Annotated in this window: 22 protein-coding genes and 6 tRNA genes; 9 read left to right on the top strand and 19 right to left on the bottom strand. The window is 71.9% G+C overall.

The features are described 5' to 3' along the window. Positions 1-20: 20 nt before the first annotated feature. The 6 genes from ACZ5TL_RS14190 to ACZ5TL_RS14165 form a co-directional block, all read right to left on the bottom strand. Positions 21-611, bottom strand: coding sequence for a hypothetical protein (locus ACZ5TL_RS14190; protein ID WP_468589857.1), 591 nt, complete (start codon positions 609-611; stop codon positions 21-23). Between the two features lie 7 nt (positions 612-618). Then, positions 619-1,506 (bottom strand): carbohydrate ABC transporter permease, encoded by an 888-nt coding sequence (locus ACZ5TL_RS14185; protein ID WP_468589856.1) that lies wholly within the window; start codon positions 1,504-1,506, stop codon positions 619-621. Next, positions 1,503-2,504 (bottom strand): carbohydrate ABC transporter permease, encoded by a 1,002-nt coding sequence (locus ACZ5TL_RS14180; RefSeq protein ID WP_468589855.1) that lies wholly within the window; start codon positions 2,502-2,504, stop codon positions 1,503-1,505. Before ACZ5TL_RS14180 ends, ACZ5TL_RS14185 begins: the two co-directional genes overlap by 4 nt. Continuing rightward, positions 2,504-3,793, bottom strand: coding sequence for an ABC transporter substrate-binding protein (locus ACZ5TL_RS14175; RefSeq protein WP_468589853.1), 1,290 nt, complete (start codon positions 3,791-3,793; stop codon positions 2,504-2,506). The genes ACZ5TL_RS14180 and ACZ5TL_RS14175 overlap by 1 nt, the downstream gene beginning before the upstream one ends. 803 nt (positions 3,794-4,596) lie before the next feature. Further along, positions 4,597-4,668, bottom strand: a tRNA-Val gene (locus ACZ5TL_RS14170). 87 nt (positions 4,669-4,755) lie between these two features. Continuing rightward, positions 4,756-5,208 carry a TIGR02611 family protein gene (locus ACZ5TL_RS14165; protein WP_468589852.1) on the bottom strand — a complete coding sequence of 151 codons (453 nt, stop codon included), beginning with the start codon at positions 5,206-5,208 and terminating at the stop codon, positions 4,756-4,758. Positions 5,209-5,399: 191 nt separating this feature from the next. Here ACZ5TL_RS14165 and ACZ5TL_RS14160 point away from each other — a divergent pair, with 191 nt between their 5' ends. After that, complete coding sequence (locus ACZ5TL_RS14160; protein WP_004002642.1) at positions 5,400-5,813, top strand: SsgA family sporulation/cell division regulator; 414 nt, start codon at positions 5,400-5,402, stop codon at positions 5,811-5,813. A 287-nt stretch (positions 5,814-6,100) separates the two neighbouring features. Next, positions 6,101-6,661 (top strand): CGNR zinc finger domain-containing protein, encoded by a 561-nt coding sequence (locus ACZ5TL_RS14155; RefSeq protein WP_468589851.1) that lies wholly within the window; start codon positions 6,101-6,103, stop codon positions 6,659-6,661. Positions 6,662-6,731: 70 nt separating this feature from the next. Here ACZ5TL_RS14155 and ACZ5TL_RS14150 read toward each other — a convergent pair whose 3' ends face one another. Both ACZ5TL_RS14150 and ACZ5TL_RS14145 read right to left on the bottom strand, forming a co-directional pair. Beyond that, positions 6,732-6,929 carry a hypothetical protein gene (locus tag ACZ5TL_RS14150; RefSeq protein ID WP_468589849.1) on the bottom strand — a complete coding sequence of 66 codons (198 nt, stop codon included), beginning with the start codon at positions 6,927-6,929 and terminating at the stop codon, positions 6,732-6,734. Positions 6,930-7,084: 155 nt separating this feature from the next. Further along, positions 7,085-7,522: a hypothetical protein gene (locus ACZ5TL_RS14145; protein ID WP_468590040.1), complete on the bottom strand. Its 438-nt coding sequence runs from the start codon at positions 7,520-7,522 to the stop codon at positions 7,085-7,087. A 204-nt stretch (positions 7,523-7,726) separates the two neighbouring features. Between ACZ5TL_RS14145 and ACZ5TL_RS14140 the strand changes: the two genes are divergently transcribed. After that, on the top strand, positions 7,727-8,239 hold the full coding sequence (locus ACZ5TL_RS14140) for a DsbA family protein (protein ID WP_468589847.1): 513 nt from the start codon (positions 7,727-7,729) through the stop codon (positions 8,237-8,239). 26 nt (positions 8,240-8,265) lie between these two features. Here ACZ5TL_RS14140 and ACZ5TL_RS14135 read toward each other — a convergent pair whose 3' ends face one another. Genes ACZ5TL_RS14135 through ACZ5TL_RS14125 form a run of 3 tightly spaced genes read right to left on the bottom strand, consistent with a single transcriptional unit; the run spans position 8,266 to position 11,005 of the window. Further along, positions 8,266-9,090, bottom strand: coding sequence for a GNAT family N-acetyltransferase (locus ACZ5TL_RS14135; RefSeq protein WP_468589846.1), 825 nt, complete (start codon positions 9,088-9,090; stop codon positions 8,266-8,268). Positions 9,091-9,143: 53 nt separating this feature from the next. After that, the gene (locus tag ACZ5TL_RS14130; RefSeq protein ID WP_468589844.1) at positions 9,144-9,965 is read right to left on the bottom strand and encodes an aminotransferase class IV; all 822 of its coding nucleotides are present in this window, start codon (positions 9,963-9,965) and stop codon (positions 9,144-9,146) included. After that, positions 9,962-11,005, bottom strand: a complete 1,044-nt coding sequence (locus tag ACZ5TL_RS14125) for a chorismate-binding protein (protein ID WP_468589843.1) — start codon at positions 11,003-11,005, stop codon at positions 9,962-9,964. The genes ACZ5TL_RS14130 and ACZ5TL_RS14125 overlap by 4 nt, the downstream gene beginning before the upstream one ends. Before the next feature lie 178 nt (positions 11,006-11,183). Between ACZ5TL_RS14125 and ACZ5TL_RS14120 the strand changes: the two genes are divergently transcribed. The 5 genes from ACZ5TL_RS14120 to ACZ5TL_RS14100 all read left to right on the top strand — a co-directional run bounded on the left by ACZ5TL_RS14120 (position 11,184) and on the right by ACZ5TL_RS14100 (position 11,651). Further along, positions 11,184-11,256 (top strand) — tRNA-Gly (locus tag ACZ5TL_RS14120). 36 nt (positions 11,257-11,292) lie between these two features. After that, positions 11,293-11,366 (top strand) — tRNA-Cys (locus tag ACZ5TL_RS14115). A gap of 1 nt (position 11,367) precedes the next feature. Beyond that, positions 11,368-11,439: transfer RNA gene (locus tag ACZ5TL_RS14110), tRNA-Val, on the top strand. Between the two features lie 25 nt (positions 11,440-11,464). Then, a tRNA-Val gene (locus tag ACZ5TL_RS14105) sits at positions 11,465-11,536 on the top strand. A gap of 43 nt (positions 11,537-11,579) precedes the next feature. Next, positions 11,580-11,651, top strand: a tRNA-Val gene (locus ACZ5TL_RS14100). 63 nt (positions 11,652-11,714) lie between these two features. Here ACZ5TL_RS14100 and ACZ5TL_RS14095 read toward each other — a convergent pair. The 4 genes from ACZ5TL_RS14095 to ACZ5TL_RS14080 form a co-directional block, all read right to left on the bottom strand. Then, positions 11,715-12,014: a TFIIB-type zinc ribbon-containing protein gene (locus tag ACZ5TL_RS14095; RefSeq protein ID WP_468589841.1), complete on the bottom strand. Its 300-nt coding sequence runs from the start codon at positions 12,012-12,014 to the stop codon at positions 11,715-11,717. 79 nt (positions 12,015-12,093) lie between these two features. Then, a complete protein-coding gene (locus ACZ5TL_RS14090; protein ID WP_468589840.1) occupies positions 12,094-13,035 on the bottom strand; it encodes a phosphotransferase family protein in 942 nt (313 codons plus the stop codon). Between the two features lie 525 nt (positions 13,036-13,560). After that, a complete protein-coding gene (locus tag ACZ5TL_RS14085) occupies positions 13,561-13,770 on the bottom strand; it encodes a hypothetical protein (protein ID WP_468589838.1) in 210 nt (69 codons plus the stop codon). A 236-nt stretch (positions 13,771-14,006) separates the two neighbouring features. Further along, positions 14,007-14,246, bottom strand: coding sequence for a hypothetical protein (locus tag ACZ5TL_RS14080; RefSeq protein WP_468589837.1), 240 nt, complete (start codon positions 14,244-14,246; stop codon positions 14,007-14,009). 195 nt (positions 14,247-14,441) lie between these two features. Here ACZ5TL_RS14080 and ACZ5TL_RS14075 point away from each other — a divergent pair, with 195 nt between their 5' ends. Then, on the top strand, positions 14,442-15,899 hold the full coding sequence (locus tag ACZ5TL_RS14075) for a serine/threonine-protein kinase (protein ID WP_468589835.1): 1,458 nt from the start codon (positions 14,442-14,444) through the stop codon (positions 15,897-15,899). Between the two features lie 25 nt (positions 15,900-15,924). Here the strand turns inward: ACZ5TL_RS14075 and ACZ5TL_RS14070 are convergent, their stop codons facing one another. The 4 genes from ACZ5TL_RS14070 to cobT form a co-directional block, all read right to left on the bottom strand. Then, on the bottom strand, positions 15,925-16,317 hold the full coding sequence (locus ACZ5TL_RS14070) for an NUDIX domain-containing protein (RefSeq protein ID WP_468589833.1): 393 nt from the start codon (positions 16,315-16,317) through the stop codon (positions 15,925-15,927). Positions 16,318-16,326: 9 nt separating this feature from the next. Next, a complete protein-coding gene (locus ACZ5TL_RS14065) occupies positions 16,327-17,145 on the bottom strand; it encodes a TrmH family RNA methyltransferase (RefSeq protein WP_468589832.1) in 819 nt (272 codons plus the stop codon). 64 nt (positions 17,146-17,209) lie between these two features. Next, the gene (gene cobA, locus ACZ5TL_RS14060; protein WP_468589831.1) at positions 17,210-18,451 is read right to left on the bottom strand and encodes a uroporphyrinogen-III C-methyltransferase; all 1,242 of its coding nucleotides are present in this window, start codon (positions 18,449-18,451) and stop codon (positions 17,210-17,212) included. A 173-nt stretch (positions 18,452-18,624) separates the two neighbouring features. Beyond that, positions 18,625-21,654, bottom strand: coding sequence for a nicotinate-nucleotide--dimethylbenzimidazole phosphoribosyltransferase (gene cobT, locus ACZ5TL_RS14055; protein ID WP_468589830.1), 3,030 nt, complete (start codon positions 21,652-21,654; stop codon positions 18,625-18,627). Between the last annotated feature and the right edge of the window lie 214 nt (positions 21,655-21,868).

Here is a 21,868-nt window from a genome sequence, read left to right as displayed (position 1 = left end):
ATGGGGAGGGGCACCGCCGCTCAGCGGCGCCGGTACCGCTCCTCCACGGCGACGGCCGCCGCCGCGACGGCCCCGAGGACGGGAACCGACAGCGGCGCGGTGAACCAGGCGGACAGGACCACCACGGCCAGTCCGCCGATGATCAGGAAGGACCCGGCCGGGTCGAGCACCGTCCGGCGCCCGGCCTGGGCCAGCAGCGTCCGCCAGCGGGTCTCCGGCGTCCACACCGCCGCCGCCCGCAGTCCGGCCACGACGAGCCCGAGCAGCGCGACGACGCCGACCGCCCCGGCCGGCGGCCCGCCGGGAATCCCCGCCCGGGCCGCCTGCACGTCGACCCAGACCGCGGCCACCGCCACCCACCCGGCGAGCCCGGCGAGCCACCCGCCCCGCAGGGCGGTACGGAAGTCGGAGACGAACTCCCGCCAGCCGCCACCCTCGTGGGCGGCTCGGCGCCGCAGGTGCCGCGCCCCGGCGGCGAAGGCCGCCGGATACGTCACGACCCCCAGCGAGGCCACCGCGATCCACACACCGGTCAGCAGACACTCGGCGAACACCGCGAACCGCTCGGCCAGTGCCGACTCGCCCCGTGCCTTCACCCGTGTCCCGGCCATGCTCACCTCAGCCCTTCAGACCCGACGTGGCCATGCCGTCGATCAGATAGCGCTGGAAGGCGAGGAAGAAGGCGAGGACCGGCAGCAGCGCGACGAGCGACATGGCGATCATGCCGCCGTAGTTGGCCACCGCGTCCTGGTCCACGAACATCTTCAGGCCGAGCGAGACCGTGTACTTGTCGGGCTCGTTGAGGTAGATCAGCGGGCCCATGAAGTCGTTCCAGGAGTTGATGAAGGTGAAGATGGCACTGGTGATCAGGGCCGGCCGGCACAGCGGCAGCATGATCGACCAGTAGATCCGCAGGTGCCCGCAGCCGTCGAGGCGGGCCGCCTCGTCCAGCTCCCTGGGCATGTTGCGCATGAACTGCACCATCAGGAAGACGAAGAACGCCTCCGTGGCCAGGTACTTCCCCAGCAGCAGCGGGGTGTAGGTGTTGATCATCTCCATGTTGCGGAACAGCACGTACTGCGGGATCAGCAGCACGTGGTACGGCAACAGGAGGGTGCCGATCATCAGCGTGAACAGCAGATTGCGGCCGGCGAACCCGATCCTCGCGAAGGCGTACGCCGTCAGCGAGCAGGACACCAGGATCCCGATCACCGAACCGACCCCGAGGAAGAGCGAGTTGAAGAAGAAGGTGGAGATCGGGATGTCGGCGATGCCGTCGGCGAGGCTCTTGTAGTTGTCGAGGATCGGGTCGGCCGGCAGCAGGTCCAGGCTGCCGACGATGTCCTCGCTCTTCTTGAGGGACCCGCCGATGACCCAGACCACCGGGTAGAGGATCACCGCGAGGACGAGCAGGGACCCGAGGTGCCAGGCGAGGGAGCCGGGCAGCTTCTGACGGAGCGCCCCGGCCCCCGGGGAGGGCTTCACGTCGGTGGCTTGTGCGCTCATCGGGCGCCCTCCTCGTAGTGCACCCAGCGCTTCTGTGACCAGAACAGCACCGCCGTCACCAGGGCGACCGCCACGAGCAGCACCCAGGCCATGGCGGAGGCCAGCCCCATCCGGCTGTTCTCGAAGCCCTGGACGTAGAGGTAGCAGGTATAGACCATCGAGCCGTCCGCGGGACCACAGGCGTTGCCTCCGGCGCCGCCGCCGACGATGTACGCCGAGCTGAAGATCTGGAAGGAGTGGATCGTCTCCAGCAGGACGTTGAAGAACAGGACCGGGGAGATCATCGGCAGCGTGATGTTCCAGAACCGCCGCAGCTTGCCCGCCCCGTCGACCTCGGCCGCCTCGTACAGCTCGCGCGGGACCTGCTTGAGGCCGGCCAGGAAGATGACCATGGGGGCGCCGAACTGCCAGACGGTGAGGGCCACCAGGCTGTAGATGATCAGGTCCGGGTCGCCGGTCCAGCCGCCGACGTCGATCCCGAAGGTCTTCTGCACGCGGTCCACGATCGCGTCGTCCGAGAAGATCGCCTTCCAGACGATCGCGACGGAGACGCTCGCGCCGATCAGCGACGGCGCGTAGAAGGCCGCACGGTAGAAGGCCTGCCCGCGCCGCTTCTGTGCGAGCAGCAGGGCCACACCGAGGGCCGCGAGCAGCTTGAGCGGCGTACCGACGACGACGTACCAGAGCGTCACCTGCACCGAGTGGCGCCAGCGGGGATCGCCGAACATCTCGGAGAAGTTGTCGAGGCCGATCCACTTGGGGGCGTCGAACAGGTTGTAGTCGGTGAACGCGAAGTAGAGCGAGGCGGCCATCGGGCCCGCGGTGAGCAGCAGGAACCCGGCGATCCAGGGGGACATGAAGAGATAGCCGGCCAGGTTCTCCCGGCGCCGCCGCCGCGTGAGGGCGGCGGGGCGCTCGGGCTTCACCGGACCGTGCCGCGGCTCGGAGTCCTGGGACAGGTCCTCCATCGCAGGGGCGTGTGTCACGGTGGTTCCCATCAGCTGCCGAGAGCCGTCTTCGACTCGGAGAAGAACTGCTTGACGGCGTCGTCCACCGACCGCTTGCCCAGGCCGAGTTCCTCGGCGATGCGCAGGAACGCGGACTCACAGATGTCCGCGCCGTTCGGGTGCGGCGTGATGGGCTCAAGGACACCCGCCTCGACGAGGGACTCCTCGTAGGCGGCGATCGCCTTGTTGACCGGATCGGTCGGCTTGTACGCGTCGAACTGGGCCTGCGTCGCGGGCACACCGCGGTCGTAGCCCATGATCTTGGCGACCTCGGGATCGTGCACCATGAAGTCGATGAACTGGGCGACTTCCTTGGGGTGCTGGGTGCGCTTGGAGGCACTCAGCATGAGCGAGCCGAGGTACTGGCCGGTCTTCTTGCCGTCCGTGGTGGGAATCGGCGCCAGCGCGTACTCGCTCTTGCCCTCGGCGGTGTAGCGGACGGTGAAGTTGTCCCAGGTGAACTCGCCGCCGGAGAGCTCCGCGGCGAGCGCCGACTTGGGCTTGATCTGGACGACCTTCTTGGGATCGGAGAAGAGGCCTTCCTCGACGCCCTTCTTGGCCTTGGCCCACCAGTCCGTCAGATCGGCCTCGGTGAAGCCGAGTCCGTCCTCAGTGAAGAACGCCTTGCCGTTCTGGCGCAGGTAGAGGTCGTAGAGGTACATGGTGCCGTACATGCCGCTGTCGCCGGCGCGGCCCGTCTTGTCACGGATCTTCTTCATCGCCGCGTCGTAGTCGCCCCAGGTCCAGCCCATCTCCGGCTTCACGCCCGCCCTGGTGTAGACGGGCTTGTCGATGACCAGGGCCATCGAGTTGGAACCGACCGGAACTCCGAGGAGCCTGCCGTCGATCTCGCCGAACTTCTCGAGTCCGGCGCGGAATCCTTCCATCCGGAGGTTGCCGGCCTTGACCTGCTCGCTGAGATCGAGCAACACGTTCTTCGCGTCGTATTTACGCAGGAAACCCACGGCATTCTGGAAGACGTCCGGCGGATTTCCGCCGGAGGCCTGGGTGTTGAACTTCTTCCAGAAGTCGGGATATTGCTGGAAGTCCGTTTTCACCTTGATCTTCGGGTACTTCTTCTCGAAGAGCGCGATGGTCTTGTTGATGCGCTCGGCGCGGTCCTCCGCACCCCACCACGCGTAACGGATCGTCACCGTTCCATCCGCGGAGGCCCCTCCGTCACCACCGCAACCGGTGGTCGCGGCCAGCCCCAGCGTGGCTGCCGTGGCACCGGCCGCCTTCAGGATCGTTCGCCTCTCAACATTCCCACCGTTCACCACGGTTGGACCTCCCCGCACGTCATCCCGCTCGCATGAATCGTTTCAAGTAAGCGCTTGCTGGCACAAGTTACGGAGAGGGTGAGAGTGCGTCAATGATTCGGACAGGAATTTCTTGCCGAGGGGGTGTGCGGCGGACCGGGACAACAGGGCGGAGCCGGGGGCGGGTTCGGGTGACGTCGCTGGTGGGGTGAGCGCGACCGGGGAGCCGAACGGACGACCGACGGCCGTACGGGTTTCGGGGGCGACCGAAAGACGAGGGTGGGGCGGGGGCGGATGAGCGTGCCGAGTGTGGTCCGGTTTCGGCCAGGTGGTGGCTGGAGGGTGACCGAGTGGGGGGTGCAGTGGTGGCAGGGGGTGAGGGGCGCGAGCCGCGGCGAGCGGTCGGGGCGGCCCGGTATGTGCAGCCTCACCCTGCGGACCCACCCGACAGCACCGCCTGGCGGCCATCGGCGGACGCGGCAGCCAAGCACCCCCGGACCGGCGAACGGAGACCGCACCTGCAGCCGCCCACAGGCTCTCGGGCGCCCACCAGGTGACAAGCCGGGAGCCCCAGGGGCAGGCGGACGGCAGCAGGCCCCTCATCGGCGCGCCCCCGCCACGTCGGCGCGCGGCCACGAGCGGACCGCGCAGCCCAGGCACCCCACAGGCGGACGGACCGGGTCGACACGCTCCGGCCACGCCGCCGGCCGGCTGCTGCCGCACGGCAGGCCCCGCACACGGCCTCAGGCACCAGGAGCCCGCAGGCCCGCCGCACCCATAGAAAACGGCCCACCTGCACATACGCAGATGGGCCGTCGATCCGGTGGGCGATACTGGGTTCGAACCAGTGACCTCTTCGGTGTGAACGAAGCGCTCTCCCACTGAGCTAATCGCCCGGACGCAGGAAGAAGATTACCCCATGTCAGGGGGTGCCTGTGACCAGCACCGGCCGGCACCGGCCGAGACGGCACCCCCTGCTCGGCTCACTGGTTCTCGATCTTCCACGGCATGACCATGCCGAACTTCCACAGGTAGATACCGACCAGTACGGCCACGATGACCAGCCCGATGGTCGTCAGGATGATGTTGCGCCGCCGCACCTTGGGGTCGAGGGCCCGCTGCGCCGCCTCGGTGACCTTCCGCTTGGTCCAGCGGAGCACCAGCTGCGCCCACACGAACTCCGTCCCCCAGATCGCCATGCCGCAGAAGATCACGACCCAGCCCGGCCCGGGCAGGGGCAGCATGATGATGCCGGTCACGACGACCGCGAGCCCGATGATGAAAACGCCGACCTGCCAGCTCACGTGCAGCAGACGACGGGCCTTGATGAATTCCGGCGCCCGCGAGCCGAGTCCCCGCTCGCCGTGCACCTCGCTCGTCCCGGTCTCGTCCGACGCCACGGCCACCTCGCCCGGCTCGTTACTCCCCGTATTCATACGGCCGAACACTACCCGAGCGAAACCAGTCACCGGAATGGACGCACGACGCGAACGATCTCTCGGCCGGAAGAGTTACGTAAAGGCACCCAAAACACTCAGAGGGGTTTACAACGGCACCGTAGGTGGCATGTCGATTTCGCCGACGTGCGAATCCCCGAGCGCACACTGAGCGAAAGGCCCTGGCGCTTATGAACACCACGGTCAGCTGCGAGCTGCACCTGCGCCTCGTTGTGTCGAGCGAGTCCTCCCTGCCTGTCCCCGCAGGCCTGCGGTACGACACGGCCGACCCCTACGCCGTGCACGCCACCTTCCACACCGGAGCCGAGGAGACCGTCGAGTGGGTGTTCGCCCGCGACCTCCTCGCCGAGGGACTTCACCGCCCTACGGGCACCGGCGACGTCCGCGTCTGGCCGTCGCGCAGCCACGGTCAGGGCGTCGTGTGCATCGCCCTGAGCTCGCCGGAGGGCGAGGCCCTGCTCGAGGCCCCCGCACGGGCCCTGGAGTCCTTCCTGAAGCGGACCGACGCCGCCGTGCCGCCCGGCACGGAACACCGGCACTTCGATCTCGACCAGGAGCTCTCGCACATCCTGGCGGAAAGCTAGGGCGAGGCGCTCACCAAGCCGCCCGGCGCCGTCGACTCGGGGAGACGGCACGGGCTTGGACAACCGCATACGGGATACACCGGCGCCGGCACCGCGGTTCACGCGGGGCGGCGCCGGTTCGCGTATGTCCAGGGGCCGCCGGCGGGTGAGGTGGGAACCACGGAGGGTCCGGCGGCGTTGTTGTCGAAGCCGTGTGCGGGCATGAGTGCGGTCCGGCGATGTCGGAGCCGTTACCATCGGCCAGCATCGGCGGGCGCCCGCCCGACCCCCAGGCCAGGGAGCGAATCGTGCTGATCACCCACGACACCCGGTGCGCCCTCGACACCGTGGTCGATCTGGTGAACACCGCACCGGATGACGACGCGGCACCGGACGGGCTGCCGGACGTGGCGACCCTCGCGGAGTTCGTACGCAACCACGAGATCAGCGACGTCGGGGTGCTCTCGGAGTTCGACCTCTCCTCGGTGCGCAAGATCCGCGGGCGGTTCGCCGCCGTCTTCGCCGCCCCGGACGCCCGGGCCGCCGCCGGCCAGATCAACGAGCTGGTCGCTGCCGCCGGCACCACGCCCCGGCTCACGGATCACGACGGCTACGACTGGCACGTCCACTACTTCGCCCCCGGCGCCTCCGTCGCCGACCACCTGGCCGCCGACTGCGGGATGGCGCTGGCGTTCTTCGTGGTCGCCGGGGAGCAGGAACGGCTGCGGAGGTGCGAGGCGCCCGACTGCCGCCGCGCCTTCGTCGACCTGTCCCGCAACCGCTCGCGTCGCTACTGCGACAGCCGTACCTGCGGAAACCGCCTGCACGTGGCCGCGTACCGGGCGCGCCGCAAGGAAGCGGCAGGCTGAGGGAGCCGCCACAGGGGTCGTCGATGCCGACGCGGCCCCGGCGGGTGGCGCCGGGTACCGCGGGTACGGCTCACAGCAACAGCAGATCGTGCAACGAGGCCATGAGCAGCAGACACCCGATCACCGCCAGGAAGATCATCAGCGGTGGCTGGGAAAGGGCGAAGAGGCAACCACGGGTCTCGTCCTGCGCAGGACGGGGGTCGTCCCGCGCAGGATGTGGCTCGTCCTGCGGCGGGGCGGGGTCGCTCTGTTTCGTCGTGTCCAGCATCTCGCGGCGATGATGACGCAGTTGCCCGGCCGGACGCGATCAGGGGCCTCGTTCCGTGCGGGAGTGCACCGATTCCGCGAGGTCCGGTTCGAGTTGTGATCACTTCCGCGCGCCCGCGGGACCCACTGTGACGATTCAGCCCGGCACGCGGGGCGTCATATGCCGTGCTTCTTGAGGATGGCCTCGATGTCGCTGAAGTCGTCGTCGCCCCGGGACGCCGCAGGCCGGGCCGCCGGGCGGTTGCCCTCCCCCAGAGAGGGCGGCGAGGCTGCCGGAGCGACCGCGTCGGTCCGGTCCGCCGCGCGGGCCGCCTCCCGGCGCTCCTTGCGGGTGCCGCCGCGGCGGCCTTCCACGACCCGGGTGGTCATGAACAGCACCCACGCGAGGCCGAGCAGCGCGAACCCGGCCCAGGCCGTGGGGCTGAACGCGGTGTCGGCCAGCCACTCGACGACACCCGTCATCACCAGGCCGATCGGCACCAGCGAGTACGCCGCGATACGGACAGCCGCGAGGAAACGCTTGCGGTACGCCGCGACGGCCGCGATGCCCAGGCCCGCCGCGGACACGGCGGAGCAGACGGTCTCGGCAATCATCCGGTCCTCCAGGCGTGCGCGGTCGAGCAGGGACACTTCGTCCCTTCCATCCTGCACCCACCGCACCCCGGCGGGCCATGCCCCGGCCCGACATCAGGGACATCTCCGGGTCACCTCCTCCGCAGGTGCCGGTGCGGTGCCGGTGCCGGTGCGGGCTCCGGCCCTGGGGCGACCGCGGCACCCGGCGGCTGGAAGACTGTCCGCATGAGCGACTCCACCCCCGCCCCCGTCCTCGAGATCTGGTGCGACCTCCAGTGCCCGGACTGCCGTACCGCGCTGGACGATCTCCGTGCCCTGCGCGCCCGCTACGGCGACCGTCTCGAGTTGCGGCTGCGGCACTTCCCCCTGGCGAAGAACAAGCACGCCTTCGCCGCCGCCCAGGCCGTGGAGGAGGCGTGGGAGCAGGGCCAGGGGTGGACCTACGCGGAGGCCCTGCTGGGACGGGTCGAGGAGCTGGGCCGTGCGGGAGAACCCTTCCTGGTCGAATTGGCCGGCGAACTGGGCCTGGACGCTGAGGAGTTCGACACCGCTCTGGTCGACGGCCGGCACATCCTGATCGTGGACGCCGACCAGGCCGAGGGCAAGGCGATCGGCGTGACCGGCACCCCGACATACGTCATCGGCGGTGAGCGGCTCGACGGCGGCAAGAGCCAGGAGGGGCTGCGCGAGCGGATCGAGGAGATCACGGACCGGTTGCTGGCCGGCCAGGAGCACTGATCACCCTCCCCCGCTCCCCCGGGCCGCTACAGCAGCGGCTTGTACATGGCGTACTGCTTCGTCTCGTAGCCGAGTGACGCGTACAGCCGCTCGGCCGGGGCGTTGCCGGTGAAGACGTTGAGGCCGACGGTGCGTCTCCCCTCGGCGATGGCCTGGGCCTCGGCCAGCAGCATGAGAGTGCGGCCGTGCCCCTTTCCCCGGTGGGCGGCGTCGGCCTCGACGTCGAAGACGAAGGCGCTGTCCTCGCGCACGGCCACCCAGAGCGTGCCCACCGGTGTCCCGAGGTGTTCCACCACGCTGATGAGCATGCGCGGGGTGACGAGGCCGTCGGGCAGCAGGGTGGCGTGGTCCCGTTCCGACTTGGCGCGGGCCTCGGCCTCCGGGACGCCCCGCTCGGTCCAGCTCCGGGCGTAGTCCTGCTTGCCCCTCTCCAGCCAGGGGCCGAACTCCGCCTGGGTCATGGGCCGGGCGCGGCTGCCCTCGGGCAGGTCCGGCGGGGTGTCGCCGAGCGACTTCTCCATGCCGCGGTTGCGGACGACGTAGCCGAGCGCGGTGGCGAGCCGGAACGCCGCTTCCGCCTCGGCGGGCACCGTGGCCTCGATGCGGCGGCACCCCCAGCCGCGCGCCACCTCCTCCGCGGCGAGCGCGGCCACCGTGCCCCGGCCGCGTCCGCGGTCCGGTTCCTCGATGCGCAGCTTCGTGATCCGGGCCACCGCGTCACCGAACACGGGATGCGTGCCGAGATGTATCGCCCCCACGGGACGGCTGTTCACGCACACCTGGTAGCGGCGTGAGCGCGTCCCGTCGGCGTTCTGCTGAAGCGGCTCGATCGGCCGCAGGGTCGTGGTCATCAGGGGAGTTCTACCCGCAACCGGTGCTCTGCTCTGCCGGACAAGCGGGGTTGTCAGGGGTCGAGGTCGTCCCCGGACCGCTCCTCGAAGATCCGCATGGCCTTGGCGGTCGCCGGACCCGGCGCGCCCGGCAGCTCACGGCCGTCGACCCGGTGCACGCCCTGCACGTCCCGCAGGGTGGACGTCAGGAAGATCTCGTCGGCCCGTTCCAGGACCTCCAGCGGCAGGTCGGTCTCCCTGGCGCCGGTCCATTCGACCGCCAGGGCACGTGTGATGCCGGCGAGGCAGCCCGAGGCGAGCGGCGGGGTGTGGATCTCCCCGTCGAGGACGACGAAGACATTGGAGCCGGTGCCCTCGCAGAGCCGCCCCACGGTGTTGCCGAACAGGGCCTCGGACGCGCCCTGTTCACGGGCCCGGGCGAGGGCGACGACGTTCTCGGCGTACGAGGTGGTCTTCAGGCCGGTCAGCGCGCCGCGCTCGTTGCGGGTCCAGGGGACGGTGATCACGGCGGTGGAGTCGGGGCGGCGGGTCGTCCCGCCGAGGGCGACGACGAGCGTCGGGCCGTGCTCGCCGCGGTCGGAGCCGAGCGGGCCGTGGCCGCCGGTGTAGGTGATGCGGAGGCGGCCGAGCGGCACGGGATTGGCGGCGAGGACGGCGGCGCAGGCGCGGCGCACCTCGTCATGGTCCGGGTCGGGCAGGCCCAGGCCGCGTGCCGAGCGGGTGAGCCGGTCGAGGTGCCGGGTGAGGGCGAACGCCCGCCCGTCCACGGCCTTCACCGTCTCGAAGATGCCGTCGCCCACGGTCAGTCCGTGATCGAAGACGGAGACGCGGGCGGACTCGGTGTCCTGCAGTCCGCCGTCGAGCCAGATCTTCACGTCAGGTCCTCTCCACTCACCTCGTACGCTCCCGACGCTATCGCGAGCAGCCGGGCCGCCTTCAGCTCGGTCTCGCGCCACTCCCCCTCGGGGTCCGAGCCCCAGGTGATGCCCGCGCCGGTGCCGAAGCGCAGCATGCCCTCGGCCCGGTCGATCCAGAAGGTGCGGATGCCGACGGCCAGCTCACCGGTCCCCTGGTCGGCGTCGACCCAGCCGATCCCCCCGCAGTACGGTCCCCGGGGCGCCGTCTCCAGGGCGTCGATGATCCGCAGGGCGCTCGGCTTGGGCGCGCCGGTGACGGAGCCGGGCGGGAAGGCGGCGCCGAGCAGCTCGGCCCAGCCGGCCCTCTCCCTCAGCTCACCGCGGACCGTCGACACGAGGTGGACCAGCCCCGGGTGCTTCTCGACGGCGCACAGGTCCGGCACCGTCACACTGCCCGTGGCGCACACCCGCCCGATGTCGTTGCGGACCAGGTCCACGATCATCACGTTCTCGGCGTAGTCCTTCTCCAGCAGGTCCGCCTCGGTACGGCCGGTGCCCTTGATCGGCCCGGACTCGACGATCCGCCCCTCGCGCCGCAGGAACAGTTCGGGGGACGCGGTGGCGATCTCCACCCCGTGACCGGGCAGCCGGATCGTTCCTGCATACGGCGCGGGGTTGCCCCGGGCCAGCAAGGAAGTGAGGGCGTCCACATCGGCGCCGGGCTCGACGGGCGCGGACAATACGCGGCACAGGTTCGCCTGGTAGACCTCGCCGGCCGCGATGTGCTCACGGATCCGCCGCACGGCGGCCGTGTACGCGGCGCGATCGAGCGAGGACCTCCAGTCACCCGCCGCCGGTCCGCGCCAGGCCCCGGGCACGGGCGCGGGCCCGTCCGCCTTCCGCACCTCGCTGAAGCGCGCGCAGGTCAGACGGCCCTCGAAGTCGGCGCAGACGGCCCAGAAGCCGCTGGTGTCCAGGGCTTCGGGATCATCGGTGACGTCGAGGAGCCCGGTGGCGACGCGGTCGCCGAAACGGGCGAGAGGAGGAAGGTCGAGCACGCAGTCGAGTCTATGGCGGGAGCCCTGCGGGCGACCGGGGGATGTCCCCTCAGCAGGCGCTGCGGCCTCCCTGAGCAGGGCATGCGCAGCACGCTGCACAAACGCGTTTTTGTACTGGCACCGGAATCCGCTAGAGTTCAACACGTCGCCGGGCCGCGGGAGCGGACCGAAACGACAGGCGGACGTAGCTCAGTTGGTAGAGCGCAACCTTGCCAAGGTTGAGGTCGCGAGTTCGAACCTCGTCGTCCGCTCGAAGGAAGAGGGGGCTCCCGGCCCCCTACACTCCTGGTGGAGTGGCCGAGAGGCGAGGCAACGGCCTGCAAAGCCGTCTACACGGGTTCAAATCCCGTCTCCACCTCCAAGGACGATTAGCTCAGCGGGAGAGCGCTTCCCTGACACGGAAGAGGTCACTGGTTCAATCCCAGTATCGTCCACTGGATCTGTCGAAGATCCGAACCCGCGCGATTAGCTCAGCGGGAGAGCGCTTCCCTGACACGGAAGAGGTCACTGGTTCAATCCCAGTATCGCGCACGCAGTGCCCATGATCTGCTCCACTGAGTGGCCATGGTCCCGAGGACGATTAGCTCAGCGGGAGAGCGCTTCCCTGACACGGAAGAGGTCACTGGTTCAATCCCAGTATCGTCCACATCACACCGGAGCCCCCGGTCGACGCATCGGCCGGGGGCTCCGTCGTGTCCGTGTCGTCCTGTCACGACGAGAACAGCATGCGCCCGAAGCTCTTGTTGCGGTGGTGACCGTGGTGACCGTGCTGGCCGTGGTGACCGTGGCCGCCGTGCGGAGCGCCCCAGGCGGGGGCAGGAGGGGCGGGGTAGGCCTGCGGGGCGGGCGGGGGCGGCGGGGCGCTCTGGGACCACTGGGCCTCCAGGCGGGTCAGCGACTCCAGCTCGCCGTAGTCGAGGAAGATCCCGCGGCAGCCGCTGCACTGCTCGATCTGCACGCCGTTGCGGTTGTACGTGTGCATCGGGGCACGGCACTTGGGACACTGCATGGTCGTTCAACTCCTCGCCGGTCGGTCCTGCTTCACGTCTTGCCAGGACAGACTCCGTCCCGCTGTGGTCGGTTGCACCCTACTGCGCGTGTGACTGCGTCAACTGGGGCGGGACGGTAGCCATTCGGTCACAGGCGTCCACGACCGCCTGCTCCACCTCGTCCAGGGAGCGGCCGGCCGCGACCGCCTTGGCGACGGCCCGGGCGGCGGTCTGCACGGTGAGGGCACGAGCGGGCACGTCCAGGGCGGGCCAGGGGTCGCCGTCGGCGGGTACGGCCGGGCCTCCGCCCTCCCGGTACGCGGTGAGGAAGCGGGACCATTCGTCGGGCGTGAGCAGCCCGCAGGCGTACCAGGCGGCGGGACGGGCGAGGTCCCAGGCGGGGACGCCCACGCCCAGGTCGTCGACGTCGATCAGCAGCCAGGGGCCGTCGGGGGCGGGGTGGCGTACGAACTGGCCGAGGTGGAGGTCGCCGTGGCACAGGGTGGTCGTGTCCGCCATGGGGGTCTCGGCTCGGGCCCAGGGCGGGAGGGTGTCCCAGGCGCGCAGGACGGGCTCGGCAGCGGGGTGCGGGCCGGTCTCGCGAAGCCGGCCGACGGCTCGGGCCGCTTTGGCGGGGCCTCGCATCGGGGGCACGGCGTCGGGGGCCGGAGTGCGGTGGAGGCGGGCGAGGAGTGCGCCGGCGGCTTCCCAGGGGGCCGCGTCCGGTTCGTCCGGATCCACTGGGGTTCCGTACGGCCAGAACGTCACGAGGCGGCCGTGCAGGTCGACCGGGGCCGAGTCGAGCGGCGGCAGCAGGATCTGGGGGTGGCGGGCGGCGACGGCGAGACGGCCGGCCAGTTCGCCGGGGGTGGTGTCCGGGGGGTGAGCCTTGGCGACGGTGTCCGCGTGGCGTACGACGATGCCGTCGGGGCGGTCGGCGAGTGTGGCCGCGCCGCAGGGGCAGGCCGGGGAGCGGGCGTGGGCTGCGGCTCGGGCCTCGGCGGTGAGGGCGGGTATGAGCAGGTCGGGCGCGGGCGTCACGGAGCTCCCTGGGTGAGCGTCTGGGGCGAGAGTACGCCTGCCACGGCCGCCGGCTTCAGGCCCTGGGCCTCCCTGGTGGTAGGGCCGGGTGGGTCCGCAGCCCGGCGGAAGGAGCGGGGGGCCGCTGCGCCCGCCCTCCCCAGGCTCCCGGCTTCGCTCGTGCAGGGGCCTCCATCGCCCTGAGCGGCACGATGGTCCACAACTCGGCGGATACGCGCGCACCCGCCGGACGGCATAAGGGGACGTGTCGGAGGGTGTCCGCCCGCAGCGGTCGGCACGTCGGCGGACAGCGAATCGGCGTCCGACCCGATCGCGCCGTTCCGAGGACGCCCCCGGCGCGGCCCCGGCCCGCCGCCCGGCATCAGGCGCCCCGGCCAACCGCCGGAGGCACCCGCGGGCAAAGCAATGCCGGCGCAGCTCCCCAGCTGCGCCGGCATTTGTGCCGTCCGCCGCACCCCCGTCCCCACGGGGTTTCATGGGTGGATGTCCCCGCCCGGACCGCTCTTCCGGGCCTGGAGTCGCCGCTCAGCGCCCCAGCATCTCTCCCACGGACGACGCCTGTGTGGCCACTGTCTCCCACCCGTCGAAGACGAGGAGGAGCAGGACCGCCAGCGGAAGGGCCATCAGCGTCGCCACCACCGGGTGGCGACGGCCCTGGCGGCGGGGGCGGAACGCGGCGGCGTACACCTTGCGTCCCTCCTCGCGGATCAGCGTCCGCGGTGCCGTCTGGGCCATGGCCCCTCTCCTGACCGTTCTCAGTTGTCATGGGCAGCGGCGGGCGTCTGACCTCGGGGGACGAGTGCTGCCACCCGCCGCTTGACTTCAACGTTAGGCGCCGGGCCCTCTCCGGGCGTCATGCCTTCGTATCGATTACCGGGCCTCCCGGAGGATGAGCCGCTCACCCGCGATGTACTCCCCTGGGTGGAGACGCGGGCCCAGGTCTCAGGGTCCTCCCCGACGGGGCGCCCGGATCATCCCGCTTTCTCCCCGATCTCCTCCCGCGGAACCGGCTGCTCCACCAGTGCGAGCACCCGGTTCGCCATGAACCGTGCCGTACGTACGACTGTCCCGCTACGCGTGACTTCGCTCACTTCCACGACACCTCGGCGTACCGCTGTCTCCACCCTGCGGCCCGCCCTGCTCGCCACCACCTCGTACGTGCGCGTCGTGTCCCCCGCGTCCACGACTATCTCCACACGGTCACCCTTCACGGGACCAATCCCCCTTCTGTGACGGGTGGTTGGGATCACTTTCGACCCGAAGTCCACCCCTTCGCGCCCTCCCTGACCACCCTTCAAGTCTCCCACCCACCACTGACAATCCATCACTCTGAGAGGGCGCGGCCTCTGCGCGCGGGCGGCCGTGGAAACGTAAGCTGTGGCTCGTCACAGGACCGGGCAGCGGGGATGAACATGGCGATGATGCGCCTGAGGCGCGAGGACCCGCGCGTCGTCGGCTCGTTCAGGCTTCACAGACGGCTCGGCGCGGGCGGGATGGGCGTGGTCTACCTGGGCTCCGACAAGAAGGGGCAGCGGGTCGCGCTCAAGGTCATCCGGCCTGACCTGGCGGAGGATCAGGAGTTCCGCTCCCGGTTCGCCCGTGAGGTCTCCGCGGCCCGGCGGATCCGCGGCGGCTGTACGGCCCGGCTCGTGGCCGCCGACCTCGACGCGGACCGCCCCTGGTTCGCCACGCAGTACGTGCCCGGCCCGTCCCTGCACGACAAGATCGCCGCCGAGGGACCGCTCGGCGCGGCCGATGTCGCCGCCGTCGGCGCCGCCCTGTCGGAGGGACTGGTCGCGGTGCACGAGGCCGGGGTGGTGCACCGGGACCTGAAGCCGTCCAACATCCTGCTGTCCCCGAAGGGCCCGCGGATCATCGACTTCGGCATCGCCTGGGCGACCGGCGCCTCCACGCTCACCCATGTCGGCACGGCGGTCGGCTCGCCCGGCTTCCTCGCGCCGGAGCAGGTGCGTGGGGCGGCCGTCACCCCGGCCACGGACGTGTTCTCGCTCGGCGCCACGCTCGCGTACGCCTCGATGGGCGACTCGCCCTTCGGACACGGCAGTTCCGAGGTGATGCTGTACCGCGTCGTGCACGAGGAGCCGCAGCTGCACGGCGTGCCCGACGCGCTGGCCCCGCTCGTCCGGACGTGCCTGGCGAAGGACCCCGAGGAGCGGCCCAGCACGCTCCAACTGTCCCAGCGGCTCAAGGAGATCGCGGCCCGCGAGTCCCAGGACCTCGCCGGTGTACGGCCGCCCGCGCCACGCGGCGCCGAGAGCGAGCGGCTCGCCGACACCTACCCCGAGCGGGCTCGGGGCCGGCCGGGCCGGCAGGGGACGTCCGGCGGGCAGCGGGGCCGGGGTACTCCCCCACCGCGGAGTGGTTCACCGGCGCGGGACGGTGCTCCGGCGCCGGACGGCACGCCTTCCCAGGGCGGGTCCGGTCCGCGCAGCGGAGCCCGGGCGCCGGGTGGCGGGAACCGCACGGCGAACGGCGGCAACCGCGGCAGGACTCCGGTGCGCGGTCCGAGCGCCTCGCGCGGCGGCGCCCCGTCGCGGTCCGGTTCACGCCCGACGCCCACCGGACGCAACGGAACACGGTCGGGCAGCGGCAGCCGCCCCGCCCCGCACAGCGGGACCGGACGTTCCGCTTCCAGGAACACGGGGACCGGGCTGCGGCCCGCCAATCCGCGGTTGCTGCGGCAGCGGTTGTTCGTGTTCGTCGTGGTGACGCTTCTGGTGGCGGTCGGCATCGCCCTGGTGCAGGGCTGCCAGGGCCCGGCGCGGGGACTCGGCGGCGACCAACCCGGCGTACGGCAGGAGCACGTGCAGCACGACCAGGCACCCCGGGACTACCGGCCGTAGGGAGAACCCGCAGTTCGGCGGGTTGTCACAGCCCCGGCAGGATCCGTTCGAAGAACTCGCGGTCGCCCTCGAAGACCGGGTCGAGGGCCAGGAACTCCCGCGGGGTGACCCAGCGGGTCTCGGCGACCTCCGCCGGGTCGGGGACCACCTCCCCCGTGTCCGCGCGGGCGGTCCACCAGTGGAGGCGGAAGGAGCGGTCGTCGGTCTCCGACTCCCAGACCTTCGCCTCCGGTACGGCGGTGAGGCCGACCTCCTCGCGGACCTCCCGGACGACCGCCTGCTCCTGGCTTTCACCGGGCTCGACCTTGCCGCTGAGCGGCTGCCAGTAGCCGGGGCGGGCGACGGCCGGACCGCGCCGGATCGCGAGCAGGCGCTCACCGCGCCGGAGTACGGCCACGACGGCCTCGCGCTGCTCCACGTACGCCGCCTAGTCCTGGGGGCGGCCGGTGGCCACGGCGTAGAAGGCGACGGCGGCCGCCGCGCCCACGTTGAGGGAGTCGACGCCGTGGGACATGGGGATGCGGACCCACTCGTCGGCGGCGACCAGGGCCTGGGTGGACAGGCCGTCGCCCTCGGCGCCGAGCATGAGGGCCACGCGGTCCATGGTGTGCGGGGCGGCCTCGTCGAGGGGCCGGGCCTTCTCGTCGGGGGTGAGGGCGAGGAGGGTGAGGCCCGCCTCCCGGACCGACTCCAGACCCTTGGGCCAGGTGTCCAGACGGGCGTAGGGCACGGAGAAGACCGCGCCCATGGAGACCTTCACGCTGCGGCGGTAGAGGGGGTCGGCGCAGTCCGGGGAGAGCAGGACCGCGTCCATGCCGAGGGCGGCGGCCGAGCGGAAGATCGCTCCGATGTTGGTGTGGTCGTTGACCGACTCCATGATGACGACGCGGCGGGCGGTCCGGAGGAGTCCCGCGGCCGTGGGCAGGGGCTTGCGCTGCATGGAGGCGAGCGCGCCGCGGTGCACGTGGTAGCCGGTGACCTGCTCGGCGAGTTCGGGGCTGACCGCGTAGACGGGGGCCGGGAGTTCGTCGATGACGTCGCGCATGACGTCGACCCACTTCGCCGAGAGCAGCATGGACCGCATCTCGTAGCCGGCTTCCTTGGCCCTTCTGATGACCTTTTCGCCCTCGGCGATGAACAGGCCCTCGGCGGGTTCGCGCTTGCGGCGCAGTTCCACGTCGGTCAGGCCGGTGTAGTCGCGCAGGCGCGGGTCGTCGGGATCCTCGACGGTGATGAGATCGGCCACAGGGTGATACTGCCTTGTCCTGGGTGCGGTGCCAACGGCTCGGTACGGTTTGTGTTACCCGGGGTTACTCGCGGGGTGCGACGGCCGTGGGGCCGACCTTCACGACCTCGCCGATGACGATGACCGCCGGGGGCTTCACGTCCTCGGTCCGTACGGTCTCCGCGACCGTCGCCAGGGTGGCGTCGACGCGGCGCTGGCCGGCCGTGGTGCCTTCCTGGACCAGGGCGACGGGCACGTCCGGGGACCTGCCGTGGGCGATGAGCGTCTCGGCGACCTTCCCGATCGTGCCGACGCCCATGAGGATCACCAGCGTGCCCGTCAGCTTGGCGAGGGACGGCCAGTCGACCAGGGAGCGTTCGTCGTCGGGGGCGACGTGGCCGCTGACCACGGTGAACTCGTGGGCGACCCCCCGGTGGGTGACCGGGATGCCCGCGGCGCCCGGGACCGAGATGGAGCTGGAGATGCCCGGCACGACCGTGCACGGGATGCCGGCCTCGGCCAGCGCCTGGACCTCCTCCATGCCCCGGCCGTAGACGAAGGGGTCGCCGCCCTTGAGCCGTACGACCGACTTGCCCTGCTTGGCGTACTCGATCAGGGCGTTGTTGATGGCCTCCTGGGCCATGAACCTGCCGTACGGCAGCTTCGCGGCGTCGATCACCTCGACGCTCGGTGACAGCTCCGCGAGAAGGTCGCGCGGGCCCAGGTGGTCGGTGATGACCACGTCGGCCTCGCCGAGCAGGCGGCGGCCGCGGACGGTGATCAGGTCCGGGTCGCCGGGGCCGCCGCCGACCAGGGCGACGCCGGGTGTGCGGGTGCGGTGGTGCGGGGCGACGAGCGTGCCGTCGCGCAGGCCCTCGACGACCGCGTCGCGGATGGCGGCGGTGTGGCGGGGGTCGCGGCCCCGGGCGTCGGTGGTGAGGACGGCGACCGTGACGCCCTCGCTGTGGCCGGTGGCCGGGGTCCAGGCGGTGGCCCGGTCGGCGTCGTCGGAGCGGACGCACCACACGCGGTGGCGCTCCGCCTCGGCGGAGGCGGCGGTGTTGGCGGCGGCGTCACTGGTGGCGATGAGGGCGTACCAGGCGTCGGCGAGGTCGCCTTCCGCGTACGGGCGCCGCTGCCAGGTGATCTCGCCGGCGTCCGCCATGGCCTCGACGGAGGGGGTGGCCTCGGGAGAAACGAGGAGGACGTCCGCGCCGGCCGCGATGAGCGCGGGCAGGCGGCGCTGGGCGACCTGGCCGCCGCCGAGGACGACCACGCGGCGGCCGGTGAGGCGGAGGCCTACGGGGTAGGCGGGGTGTTCGGCCATGGGGGTGCGGCTCCTGTTGACGGCGGTGCGGTAGCCCTGACGTGCGGATTTTAAGGGGCAGGGGCCATGGCGGGTCGGGGGGTCCAGTGGCTGAGCACGCTGGCCCTCTGCCGGCGGGTGGTCCGTGCCCGTCCGTTCCGCCCCGCGGAACGGCTGTGCACGGACCACGGCACCTACTTCTCGGTCACCCCTGCCGAGTCGAACGTCGCCACCTCGTGCATCGCCCGGGCCGTGCTCTGGACCAGCGGCAGGGCCAGGAGGGCGCCCGTGCCCTCACCCAGGCGGAGGTCGAGGTCGACCAGAGGACGCAGGCCCAGCTTGTTGAGGGCGGCCACATGCCCCGGCTCGGCGCTGCGGTGGCCCGCGATGCACGCGGCCAGGACCTCCGGGGCGATCGCGCGGGCGACCAGGGCGGCGGCGCCGGCGCTGACGCCGTCCAGGATCACCGGCGTGCGCAGGGACGCGCCGCCGAGGAGGAGGCCGACGATGGCGGCGTGCTCGAAGCCGCCGATCGCGGCGAGCACGCCGACCGGGTCGGCCGGGTCCGGCTGGTGGAGTTCGAGGGCGCGGCGGACGACCTCGGTCTTGCGGGCGAGGGTCTCGTCGTTGATGCCGGTGCCCCGGCCCGTGACCTCGGCCGGTTCCGCACCCGTGAAGACGGAGATCAGGGCGGCGGACGCGGTCGTGTTCGCGATGCCCATCTCGCCGGTGAGGAGTGCCTTGTTGCCGGCGGCGACCAGGTCGCGGGCGGTCTCGATGCCGACCTCGATGGCCTGCCTGGCCTCCTCGCGGGTCATGGCGGGGCCCGTGGTCATGTCGGACGTACCGGCCCGCACCTTGCGGGGCAGCAGGCCGGGCGTGGCCGGGAGGTCGGCGGCGACGCCCACGTCGACGATGCAGACCTCGGCGCCCACCTGGGTGGCGAAGGCGTTGCAGACGGCGCCGCCGCCGAGGAAGTTGGCCACCATCTGGGCCGTGACCTCCTGCGGCCAGGGGGTGACCCCCTGGGCGTGCACGCCGTGGTCGCCGGCGAAGATCGCCACGGCCGCGGGCTCCGGGATGGGCGGCGGGCACTGGCGGGACAGGCCCGAGAGCTGAGCGGAGATGATCTCCAGCATGCCCAGCGCACCGGCCGGCTTGGTCATACGCTTCTGGCGCTCCCATGCCTCGCCGAGCGCCTTGGCGTCCAGCGGGCGGATCTGCGCCACGGTCTCGGCAAGCAGGTCGTGCGGTTCCTCTCCGGGCAGGGCGCGGCGGCCGTACGTCTCCTCGTGCACGACCCAGGACAGCGGGCGGCGCTTGGACCAGCCCGCCTGCAGCAGCTCGGGCTCGTCCGGGAACTCGTCGACGTAACCGACGCACAGATAGGCGATGACCTCGAGGTGCTCGGGCAGGCCGAGGGCGCGAACCATCTCGCGCTCGTCGAAGAAGCTGACCCAGCCGACGCCGAGGCCTTCGGCGCGGGCGGCGAGCCAGAGGTTCTCCACGGCCAGGGCGGCCGAGTACGGGGCCATCTGGGGCTGGGTGTGGCGGCCGAGGGTGTGGCGGCCGCCACGGGTCGGGTCGGCGGTGACGACGATGTTCACCGGGGTGTCGAGGATGGCCTCGATCTTCAGTTCCTTGAACTGCTTGGCCCGGCCCTTGGGGAGGGACTTCGCGTAGGCGTCGCGCTGGCGCATGGCCAGTTCGTGCATCGCGCGCCTGGTGTCGGCGGAGCGGATGACGACGAAGTCCCAGGGCTGCGAGTGGCCGACGGAGGGCGCGTGGTGGGCGGCCTCCAGGACACGGAGCAGCACCTCGTGCGGGATGGGGTCACTGCGGAAGCCGTTGCGGATGTCGCGGCGTTCGCGCATGACCTTCAGTACGGCCTCGCGCTCGGCGGGGTCGTAGCCGGGGGCGGCCGGACCGGTGGACTGACGTGCTTCTGCCACTGCGGCCGCGCCCTCTTCTTCCTGGTCTTCCTGGTCTTCCTGATCGGCGGCCCGGGTGTCCAGGTCGTCGGCACTCTGTACGAGTTCGGCGTCACCGTCCCGGGGAGCGGGGACGGTGGCCACGGGATCCGGCGTCCCGGACGTCTCGGGCTGTGCCGCCGGGGACTGCTGCGGGCCCTGGACCGGCGGGCCGCCCTGCCCGTCCGGCGCCGCCGGGCCGGGGAGTACGACCGTGACGTCCTCGGCGGATGCCGGGAGGCTGGTCGCCTCGGGCGCGGGAGGGGCCGCCGGGGCGGGTGCGGGGGCCCCTTCTTCCACTACGGGCTCGGGCTCAACTGCTGCGGCAGCGGGGGCGGGTGCGACCGCGTCGGGGGCCGGAGCGGGGGCGGGTGCGAGGGCCTGAGCGGGTGCGATCGCCTCGGGGGCCGGTGTGGGCTCGGGGGCCGGAGCGGGCTCGGGGACCTCGGCGGGTTCCTGAGGCTGAGCCGGGGCCGCCGTCTCCGGCGCGTGTGCCGTCGCCTCGTCTTGCGGGGCGGCGGCTTCCGGTGCGGGTGCTTCCGGGGCGGGTCCTTCCGGGGCAGGAGCTTCTGGAGCGGATGCTTCCGGAGCAGGAGCTTCTGGAGCGGATGCTTCCGGAGCAGGAGCTTCCGCGGCGGGTACTTCAGGGGCGGCGGCCTGGGGGGTCGTCACCTCGGCTCTCCGGGCGGCTGGTTCGGTCGCAGGCGCCTCGGGAGCCAGAGGAACCTCGGCGCTCTCGGCATCCGGAGCCTCCGCGACGGGCTCGGGCTCCGCCACGTCGGGAGTCACCGCGTCCGTCGCCGGTGCGGGGGCCTCGGGAGAACCGGCCGCCTCCTCGGCACCGGCCTCCGGCGGAGCGACCACGGCCTGCTCGGGGCCGGCGGGAGCCTCCGGGAACGGCACCGCCTCGGGAGCCGTCCCGGCCTCGGGAGCCGTCCCGGGCCCGGGAGCCGTCCCGGGCTCAGGGGCCGGAGCGGACGCCACGGCTGGTTCAGGGGCGGCCGGGGCCTGTTCGCCACCGCCTTCGGGATCACCGGGGGCATCCGGCTCGGAGACCTCAGAGGCCTCGGGGTCCTCGGAGTCCTCGGAGGAACCACGGGCTCCCGGGGACGGAACCGCGACCGGAACAGGCGCGGCCACGGCTTCGGTAGCAGCCACCTGGGCTCCCTCCGGGCCAGCACTCGCCACGGCCTGTGCGGGGACGGCCTCGGGCTCGGTGGCAGGCGCCTGACCCGCTGCCGGGCCGGCAGCCACCCGGGCCTCTTGTGCGGCGGCGTTCCCCTCGGCCTGGTCACCGGCCGGCACTGCGGCGGCAGGCCGGCCCGGCTCCACAGCAGCGGGGTCAGCCGCATCCGCAGCGGGGGGGGGGGGGGGGGGGGGGGGGGGGGGGGGGGGGGGGGGGGGGGGGGGGGGGGGGGGTTGGCGATTTCCCCGTTCTCCACAACAGCGAACTCATTCTCACTTCAGC

It is taken from the genome of Streptomyces sp. NPDC033136 (genome assembly GCF_055578235.1).
Note: the sequence above shows the minus strand (reverse complement) of the source record. Positions and strands in the feature narration are given on the sequence as shown.

Coding starts and splice junctions, on each gene's coding strand:
- ACZ5TL_RS14190 (WP_468589857.1), bottom strand. CDS start 611: ATGGCCGGGACACGGGTGAAGGCACGGGGCGAGTCGGCACTGGCCGAG.
- ACZ5TL_RS14185 (WP_468589856.1), bottom strand. CDS start 1,506: ATGAGCGCACAAGCCACCGACGTGAAGCCCTCCCCGGGGGCCGGGGCG.
- ACZ5TL_RS14180 (WP_468589855.1), bottom strand. CDS start 2,504: ATGGGAACCACCGTGACACACGCCCCTGCGATGGAGGACCTGTCCCAG.
- ACZ5TL_RS14165 (WP_468589852.1), bottom strand. CDS start 5,208: ATGAATACGGGGAGTAACGAGCCGGGCGAGGTGGCCGTGGCGTCGGAC.
- ACZ5TL_RS14160 (WP_004002642.1), top strand. CDS start 5,400: ATGAACACCACGGTCAGCTGCGAGCTGCACCTGCGCCTCGTTGTGTCG.
- ACZ5TL_RS14150 (WP_468589849.1), bottom strand. CDS start 6,929: ATGCTGGACACGACGAAACAGAGCGACCCCGCCCCGCCGCAGGACGAG.
- ACZ5TL_RS14145 (WP_468590040.1), bottom strand. CDS start 7,522: ATGATTGCCGAGACCGTCTGCTCCGCCGTGTCCGCGGCGGGCCTGGGC.
- ACZ5TL_RS14140 (WP_468589847.1), top strand. CDS start 7,727: ATGAGCGACTCCACCCCCGCCCCCGTCCTCGAGATCTGGTGCGACCTC.
- ACZ5TL_RS14135 (WP_468589846.1), bottom strand. CDS start 9,090: ATGACCACGACCCTGCGGCCGATCGAGCCGCTTCAGCAGAACGCCGAC.
- ACZ5TL_RS14095 (WP_468589841.1), bottom strand. CDS start 12,014: ATGCAGTGTCCCAAGTGCCGTGCCCCGATGCACACGTACAACCGCAAC.
- ACZ5TL_RS14085 (WP_468589838.1), bottom strand. CDS start 13,770: ATGGCCCAGACGGCACCGCGGACGCTGATCCGCGAGGAGGGACGCAAG.
- ACZ5TL_RS14075 (WP_468589835.1), top strand. CDS start 14,442: ATGAACATGGCGATGATGCGCCTGAGGCGCGAGGACCCGCGCGTCGTC.
- cobA (WP_468589831.1), bottom strand. CDS start 18,451: ATGGCCGAACACCCCGCCTACCCCGTAGGCCTCCGCCTCACCGGCCGC.